The organism is Staphylococcus pasteuri, from assembly GCF_030547725.1.
GTDB lineage: Bacteria > Bacillota > Bacilli > Staphylococcales > Staphylococcaceae > Staphylococcus > Staphylococcus pasteuri.
Genome location: NZ_JAUOQO010000011.1, coordinates 43,513 through 52,377, shown reverse-complemented (window position 1 = coordinate 52,377; position 8,865 = coordinate 43,513). Strand labels below are relative to the sequence as shown.

Sequence of the window (8,865 nt, the reverse complement as noted above, 5' to 3'; positions counted from 1 at the left end):
AAACTATTGCAGAGCAATGGAAAGTTTCACGTACAACAATCTATCGTTATCTCAATAAGTTAAATAACCAAGAAAATGAAGATAAATAAAAATATTACTAAGTTTTAAGAAAGCTAAAAAATTAGACAGGATACACCCTAATCATACATATATAGTTGTTGAATTTATAGTAACTTGAACGTATGATTAGGGTGTATATTAATTGTGGAGTGAAAATGAATGATTATAGGTTACGCAAGAGTATCTTCGATAGATCAGAATTTAGAGAGACAGATAGATAATTTGAAAACATTTGGCGTAGAGAAAATATTTACAGAGAAACAATCGGGAAAGTCAGTAGAAAATAGATCCGTATTTCAAGAAGCACTTAACTTTGTGAGAATGGGCGATAGATTTGTAGTAGAATCGATTGATCGCTTAGGTCGTAATTATGATGAAGTGATTAACACAGTTAATTATTTAAAGGATAAAGAAGTTCAATTGATGATTACTAGTTTACCTATGATGAATGAAGTCATTGGCAATCCATTATTAGATAAGTTTATGAAAGATTTAATCATACAAATATTAGCAATGGTTTCAGAACAAGAACGAAATGAAAGTAAACGTAGACAAGCACAAGGTATTCAAGTTGCGAAAGAAAAAGGTGTATATAAAGGGCGTCCGTTACTTTATTCAGCGAATGCAAAGGATCCTCAAAAACGTATTATTTATCATCGAGTTGTAGAAATGTTAGAAGAAGGCCAAGCAATTAGTAGGATTGCGAAAGAAGTGAATATCACAAGGCAGACTGTTTATAGAATTAAACAAGATAAGGAATTGTTTTGAAAAAATGGTTGTTAATGAAAGTGAAAGAAACTCAAAGTGTCAATTAAATATAGTATTTATATGACACTCCAAATTAAAAATACTTTTGAGTAAAATAGAAAAAGGTTGTAAATAAAATTAAAAAAGGTATAGTATGATTAGGAGTGTGATTTAAATGAAAGCAGTGACGTATCAAGGGCATAAAAATATGGAAGTTCGTGAAGTAAATGATCCAACAATAGAAGAATCAACAGATGCAATTATTAAAATAACAGCTTCAGGTATATGTGGTTCTGATTTACATCTCTATCATCAAGGCGATCTATTTATGGATCCAGGTTTTGTTATTGGACATGAACCAATGGGAATTGTAGAAGAAGTAGGGAAAGACGTCAAAACTTTGAAAAAGGGAGATAGAGTTGTTATACCTTTTAACATAGGTTGTGGCGATTGTTTCTATTGTAATAATGAAATGGAGTCTCAATGTGATAATTCTAATCCATCACCAGCAAGCTGGAAAATGGATAACGGGGGTCTTTTCGGTTTTGGTAGTGCTATGCACGGAAATCACTGGGGTGGTCAAGCTGAATATTTAAGAGTACCCTTTGCTGACTTCTCTTCATTCAAAGTTCCAGATAGTGATTTGAAAGACGAACAAGTATTGTTTTTATCTGATGTTGTCCCAACAGCTTATTGGAGTGTTGAACATGCAGGCGTAAAATCTGGAGATACTGTTATTGTTCTTGGTTGTGGTCCAATCGGTTTAATGGCACAAAAATTTGCTAAGTTAAAAGGTGCCGAACGAGTTATTGCCATTGACAATGTAGAACATAGATTAAACCATGCAAGAAAATATAACAGTGCTGAAGTGTATAATTTTTCTAAAGAAGATAATATTGGAAAACTACTTCATGAAACGACACGTGGCGGAGCAGATGTTGTTATAGATTGTGTAGGAATGGATGGACAAGTAGCTCAAGATGATTTAGAATTAAGTTCAAATTCAGCTCAACGAGGTAATATTAGTCCAATTATCACAGCAGCTGAATCAGTAAGAAAATTTGGTACCATTCAATTAACTGGTATTTATGGGACACCAGCAGATAATTATCCAATAGATTTAATTTTTAATAGAAATGTTCAAGTGAAAAGTGGTCAAGCGCCAGTTATTCATCAAATGCCAAAATTATATGAAATGATTAAAAACGAAGTTTTTGATCCAACAGAAATTATAACGCATACAATGCCTTTAGAAGATGCAAAACAAGCGTATGATATTTTCGATCAGAAAAAAGATAATAATATTAAAGTCATTTTAAAACCACAATAATAAATATACAAAAGAGCCTATGCACATCATTTTAACCATAGGCTCTTTTATTAATTTTATGTGTTAATTTTTCAAACCACTAAATTAACACATAAAATTTCTAACTCTATTTAAAGTTATATGAAACAAATTTAATTATTTTCTGTATAAAGTTTCAAATGCTTAGATGTTAATGTTTTATTTTCTTTAACAAAGTTTACAGGTAATCCACTAAATTGTACTTTTCCCCCATCTAAACCGGGACCTGGTCCTACATCTATAATCCAATCAGCTTCACACATTATTGATAAGTTATGTTCAATTAAAATAACAGTATTATTTTGTTCAATAAGATTATTAAAACAATTTATCAATATAGGAATATCAGCTTCATGTAAACCTGTCGTAGGTTCATCAAATATAAAAATACTATCTGTAACATCTTCATTTAAATATTGACCTAATTTAACGCGTTGAATTTCACCGCCTGATAAGGTAGATAGAGGTTGTCCAAGTGTTACATAATTTAATCCTGTTTTACTTATAGCTTGTAACTTAGACTGAATTTCATTCTCTTTATCAAAAAATCTTATACCTTCATCAACAGTCAATTCAAGGAAATCAGCAATAGAATAGCCATTTATAGTCGCATTCAATACTTCTGGCTTATAACGTTTACCGTGACACACTTCACATGTTTGTGAAAACTCACCCATAAATGCAAGTTCTGTTTCAATATAACCTTTACCACCACAATTAGGACAAGCCCCTTTCGAATTATAACTAAACATGGATTTATTTAATCCAGTTTCTTTGCTGAAAAAATTTCTGACTCTATCAAAAACACCTAAATAAGTTAATAAATTAGACCGATTGGAGCCTTGTATCGCTTTTTGATCCATAAATACTGCATTATCGTTCTTTGCAAAACCTGCCTTAACAAGAGTGCTTTTCCCAGAACCTGCTACTCCAGTTAATACTGTCAAAACATGCTTAGGTATATCAACTGTCGTATTATTCAAATTGTTTTGAGTCACTGGTCCAAGATGATAAAAATGCTTTGCTTCACGTGTCTCATTTTTTAAGTGATGTTTGATACGTAGTGCTTCCCCAGTAGATGTTTCTGAAGACAATAATTGTTTGTATGTTCCCTCAAACGTTATCTCTCCACCTTGCGTCCCTGAACTTGGTCCCATATCAATAATATAATCTGCTTCTTTAATTACATCAGGATCATGTTCTACAATTAATACTGTATTTCCTTTATCTTTTAAAGATTTCAAAATTTCATTTATTTTTGCAATATCTTCTGGATGTAAACCAACACTTGGTTCATCAATGATATAAACCAAATCAGATAATGAACTGTTCAAATGTCTTATTAATTTAAGACGTTGTGCTTCTCCACCTGATAAAGAAGTGGTTACACGATTAAGCGTTAAATAACTTAATCCTATATAATCAAGTGCTTCTAATTGCTTTCGAAGTGGTTCAATAATAAATTGGGCAGTTGAATCGTTCAATTTATCAAGAAACACCAAATTTTCTTTTACAGTCATTTGTGTAAAATCTGAAATGTTTTTCCCTTGAATTTTACAGCTCAAAATTTTCGAATTTAAACGTTGACCATTACAAGTTGGACAAATTTTATTTTCTACAACGTTTTTAAGATGCTTAGCGTAACGTTTTTTGTTAAATTCTTTATCCCCTAAGAATATCCTTCTAAACCTGGGTATAAGTCCCACATACTTTGCTGATTTTCGCCATTCTTCGGGCGGGTTTTTTAATTTTATTGGCTCCTGATATAAAAACAAATCTAATTCTTCTTTTGTATATGCTTTTAATTTTTTATCATTATCAAATAAACCACTATCACGATAAGCTTTACCTCTTTCTTTATCAGGTCCGAAAGAAGGGAAATTAATAGCACCTTCATTTAAAGATTTATCCCAATCTAAGAGTTCATTTAAATTAATGTCTTCAATGTAACCTAATCCTTCACATGTTTCACACATACCATTAGGACTGTTAAATGAAAAGGCATCTGAATAACCGACAAAAGGTTCACCTACCCTCGACCACAACAATCTAACAGAGGCATAGATATCCGACACTGTACCTACAGTAGAGCGAGAATTACCATTAAATCTTTTTTGACTAATCGTCATTGCTACAGGAAGGTTTTTAATTTCTTTTACTTTTGGTTTCGGTTGTTGATTTAAATGAAATTGAATATAGCTAGAATAACTTTCATTTAAAAGTTGTTCAGATTCAGCAGCTATTGTTCTGAATACCAGCGATGACTTACCTGAACCAGAACGTCCTGTGAATACTGTAATCAAATGTTTAGGTATAGTTATATCTATATTTTTTAAATTGTTTTGTGAAGCTCCTATAATAGTAATATTATTCATAAATTCAATGACCCTCTCTTATAATGTTTATCAATTGATTAAATTATCACACTAACTTAATTTATCTTTTTCTTAAAGTTATTACTACTATAAACCTAATAAAAATAATTTTCCTTTAATTTTGTTTTTCATCATGGTCGCATATAACAAAATATATTTTTTATAATAAAAAAACGTTATCTAGATTGGTATACTAGATAACGTTAGAACTCAAGAGTTAGTGGATTGTGATTTCAACGTCAGCGTGTCAAAACAATTAAATATATAAAGATATGTTTATAACTCTATAATATTTGTTGTTTTTATACAATGTTTTTTGTTTTTTGAGACTCACCGTGTAATTTTTATAACAACTTATGTTTGCGTAATAATTCTTCAACGAAAGTGCCTTGTATTTTTTTCATCGCATTTTTTAAAACTGAACGTTTAAGGAAGTTATTATTAACTAATTCAGGTAATGATTTACGATCATTTAATTGATAATAAGCATCCATAAGTACACGTGCATCAAATTCAGAAGCATACACTTCAGGTACGCCCCTATCTATTTCTAATAATTGATATACAGCTTCCATAGCTGTACGTACAGAATATTCAGTTGTAAATACTGTATCACGTTCTGTTTCAGCAAAGTTACCTATAAAGGCTAAGTTTTTAGAACCATTAGGAACGACCAATGGACGATCTTTGTATGCTCTCGGCATAAAGTACGCTGTCACATAAGGCATATAAACAGGGATCGTATTGCATTCTGTTTGTGCTAATTCAACTAACTCATCTTGTGGCACTCCCATATGATATAACCACTCTTGACAGATTTCACTACCTGTACACTCAGTGATTGGTTTTTTAATGAAATCTCCTTTAACATTAGAGTATAATGCATATATCCATACACTTACCTGATCTTTAGGTTGCTCCTTAAATTGTTGTTGACGATTGACTGTAAAACTAAGTTGCCAACTTGAATCTACTACCGTTACAATACCCCCAGTAACAGTGCGTCCAGATAAAGCATCACGTTTACTTAATTTTTCGATATAAGAAATTACTTTTTTATTATTTGTTGTTGTTGTTGCAGATACGAGCCAACTTTTATCTGGAATATGATCACAGAATTTTTCAGGTCTTCCAAATTCTGGACTTTGATTAGCTAAATTTTTCCATAATGTCCAACTACCTCCCAATGCTTTCGTTGGTGGAGCAGGATGTTCATTATCCCCATAAGTTGAACTTTCTGTAATACTGCCGTTCGTTACAAAAACAAGGTCATCTAATGTTAAAGGTATAGATTCTGTTTTACCATTTTTGTTTACAATAATTTCTCGTGCAATTTTCTTAGATGATGTTGAATCGACCAATATATTGTCAACTTGAACACCATATTCAAAATGCACGCCATGTGACTTAAGATATTCTACCATTGGCAATACTAAAGACTCATATTGGTTATATTTAGTGAATTTTAAAGCACTAAAATCTGCCAAACCACCAATATGATGAACAAAACGCATAAGATATCGACGCATTTCCATTGCTGAATGCCAAGGTTCGAAAGCAAACATTGTTTTCCAATATAACCAAAAATTAGAATTTAAAAAATCTTCAGTGAAAACTTCAGAAATTATAACATCTTCTAAATCTTCTTCTTTTTTCATACATAAACTTAAAATTTCTTTAATAGCTTTTTTAGACAATGTAAAATTGCCATCAGTATCAATGCGTTTACCGCCACTATAAATGGCTCTGCATTTAGAATAGTTAGGATCTTCCTTATTCAACCAATAAAATTCATCTAACACGGATGCATCAGGTTGTTCTAATGATGGAATACTTCTAAATAAATCCCATAAACATTCAAAATGATTTTCCATTTCTCTACCACCACGTACGACAAAGCCATGATGCTCCATATTAATACCATCTAAACTTCCCCCTGAGATGTCTAATTCTTCTAAAATGTGGATGTTTTTACCTTTCATTTTACCGTCTCGAATTAAAAAACATGCTGCTGCTAGTGAAGCTAAACCTGATCCAATTAAATATGCTGATTTTTTATCAACATTTTCAGGTTTTTTCGGACGTGCAAAGGCTTCATAATTACTATTAGTATAGTACATAAAAAACCTCCTTATTAATAAGTGAAATTTCTAAATACTCTAACTCGACGTAATTTCATTATACACTTTTTTATACATATTTACAAAAATATATTAATTTTATTTATATTTATTATCCGATTGTTTTATAATAAACAAGAATAGATTGATATCACTATATTGTAGAAATAAAGTAAATATTAATTTATGATCTATAATGAATTTGTATGCATATTTAATGAAACTTATTAATTAAAATCACTTAAATCCCTCTCTGTTTTGTCAATAATTTATCAAAACTAAACCAAAAGAAAAAAACACTTTAACATTTATTTATTTGACCAAAAATACATATTATTATACAATAATTTGCATTATAATTTAAATAAAAACATTAAATTTTTCGTTAATTATTTTATCTATTTTTTTTAATATATTAAAGTTAAAATTGTGTAATTTTCTCATTCTAAGATTGTTATAATTGTTGTAGTTTGTAAGTAAAAACAGGTTGCAATTAGTCAAAAAACAGTTAAAGTATTTATCAATTTTTATATGTATTTCTACTGAGTTGCTGATTAAGATAATAGAAAAAATTTTAAAATTAAAATGATCTATTCCATAAAAGAATAGGTCATATTTAATATAAGTATTTTTATACTGGAAATATTTATATTAAAATAAAACATGTACGTAAAAGAAGGGAGTCAATTATGAATACAAAAGAGTCAAAAACAGTTGTTGTTATTGGCGCTGGTGTTTTAAGCACAACTTTTAGTTCTATGCTTAAAGAATTAGAACCAAGTTGGAATATAAAACTATATGAACGTTTGGATCGACCTGGTATCGAAAGTTCAAATGAGCGTCATAATGCTGGAACTGGTCATGCTGCTTTATGTGAATTGAACTATACAGTAAAACAACCTGATGGATCAATTGATATAGAAAAGGCGAAAGAAATTAATGAACAGTTCGAGATTTCAAAACAATTTTGGGGTCATTTAGTCAAAAATAATAGCATTTCAAACCCTAAAGAATTTATTCAACCATTACCTCATATTAGCTTTGTTAGAGGTAAAAATAACGTTCAATTCTTAAAAGATCGTTATCATGCTATGAAAGAATTTCCAATGTTCGACAATATTGAATATACAGAAGATATTGAAGAAATGAGAAAATGGATTCCATTAATGATGGAAGGTCATAGCTCAAGTGATATTATGGCTGCTAGTAAGATCAACGAAGGTACAGACGTTAACTTTGGAGAGCTTACTCGTAAAATGGCTAAAAATATTGAACAACATCCTAATGCCAATGTTCAATATAATCACGAAGTGATAGATTTTAATCATCGAAAAGATGGAAAATGGGAAGTTAAAGTGCGTCAACGTAACAATGGTAATGTTCAGACTGAACTTGCTGATTATGTATTTATTGGCGCCGGTGGTGGTGCAATTCCACTATTACAAAAAACAGGAATTCCAGAAAGTAAACATTTAGGTGGATTCCCTATTACAGGTCAATTTTTAATTTGTACTAACCCAGACATCATAGCTCAACATGATGCCAAAGTATATGGTAAAGAACCTCCTGGCACACCACCTATGACTGTACCTCACTTAGATACTCGTTATATTGATGGTGAACGTACGTTACTATTTGGTCCATTTGCTAGTGTCGGCCCTAAATTTTTAAAAAATGGTTCAAATTTAGATTTATTTAAATCAGTTAAACCATATAATATTACAACATTATTATCTGCTGCTGCTAAAAATCTACCTTTAATCAAATATTCATTTGATCAGATATTAATGACTAAAGAAGGTTGTATGAATCATTTACGTACTTTTTATCCAGAAGCACGTGATGAAGATTGGCAGTTATATACGGCAGGTAAACGCGTACAAGTGATTAAAGATACTCCTGAATATGGTAAAGGATTTATTCAATTTGGTACAGAAGTTGTTAATTCTGAAGATCATTCAGTAATAGCGTTATTAGGAGAGTCTCCAGGAGCATCAACTTCAGTATCTGTAGCCCTAGAAGTACTTGAGAAAAACTTCCCTGAATATGAAACTGAATGGATGCCTAAAATCCAAAAAATGATTCCATCTTATGGTAAATCACTCATTAATGATACTGCATTAATGAGAAAAATACGTCAACAAACATCAAAAGATTTAGAGTTAAATTACTACCAAAACAATAATTAGACTACAATACAATGTTAAAATAAAGG

At 30.7% G+C, this 8,865-nt stretch carries 6 protein-coding genes; 4 read left to right on the top strand and 2 right to left on the bottom strand.

Translation table 11 applies throughout. The features are described 5' to 3' along the window. From Q4528_RS11480 to Q4528_RS11470, 3 genes are all read left to right on the top strand, one after another. Nucleotides 1-89, top strand: an 89-nt coding sequence (locus Q4528_RS11480; RefSeq protein WP_303521661.1) for a helix-turn-helix domain-containing protein, incomplete at its 5' end; no start/stop codon positions are given. 130 nt (nt 90-219) lie between these two features. Continuing rightward, on the top strand, nt 220-828 hold the full coding sequence (locus Q4528_RS11475) for a recombinase family protein (protein ID WP_125061600.1): 609 nt from the start codon (nt 220-222) through the stop codon (nt 826-828). Nucleotides 829-982: 154 nt separating this feature from the next. Then, nucleotides 983-2,137, top strand: coding sequence for a zinc-dependent alcohol dehydrogenase (locus Q4528_RS11470; RefSeq protein ID WP_303521653.1), 1,155 nt, complete (start codon nt 983-985; stop codon nt 2,135-2,137). A gap of 131 nt (nt 2,138-2,268) precedes the next feature. Here Q4528_RS11470 and Q4528_RS11465 read toward each other — a convergent pair whose 3' ends face one another. Then, the gene (locus Q4528_RS11465) at nt 2,269-4,530 is read right to left on the bottom strand and encodes an ATP-binding cassette domain-containing protein (protein WP_303521652.1); all 2,262 of its coding nucleotides are present in this window, start codon (nt 4,528-4,530) and stop codon (nt 2,269-2,271) included. A 344-nt stretch (nt 4,531-4,874) separates the two neighbouring features. After that, nucleotides 4,875-6,650 (bottom strand): oleate hydratase, encoded by a 1,776-nt coding sequence (locus tag Q4528_RS11460; RefSeq protein ID WP_303521651.1) that lies wholly within the window; start codon nt 6,648-6,650, stop codon nt 4,875-4,877. A 689-nt stretch (nt 6,651-7,339) separates the two neighbouring features. On the opposite strand from Q4528_RS11460, the gene lqo reads away from it, so the two are divergent. Continuing rightward, a complete protein-coding gene (gene lqo / locus Q4528_RS11455) occupies nt 7,340-8,839 on the top strand; it encodes an L-lactate dehydrogenase (quinone) (protein ID WP_303521650.1) in 1,500 nt (499 codons plus the stop codon). The last annotated feature ends 26 nt before the right edge of the window (nt 8,840-8,865 follow it).

What these genes read in the sequence shown, in the direction of transcription:
- Q4528_RS11475 (WP_125061600.1), top strand. Translation starts at nt 220, where the DNA reads ATGATTATAGGTTACGCAAGAGTATCTTCGATAGATCAGAATTTAGAG.
- Q4528_RS11470 (WP_303521653.1), top strand. Translation starts at nt 983, where the DNA reads ATGAAAGCAGTGACGTATCAAGGGCATAAAAATATGGAAGTTCGTGAA.
- Q4528_RS11465 (WP_303521652.1), bottom strand. Translation starts at nt 4,530, where the DNA reads ATGAATAATATTACTATTATAGGAGCTTCACAAAACAATTTAAAAAAT.
- Q4528_RS11460 (WP_303521651.1), bottom strand. Translation starts at nt 6,650, where the DNA reads ATGTACTATACTAATAGTAATTATGAAGCCTTTGCACGTCCGAAAAAA.
- lqo (WP_303521650.1), top strand. Translation starts at nt 7,340, where the DNA reads ATGAATACAAAAGAGTCAAAAACAGTTGTTGTTATTGGCGCTGGTGTT.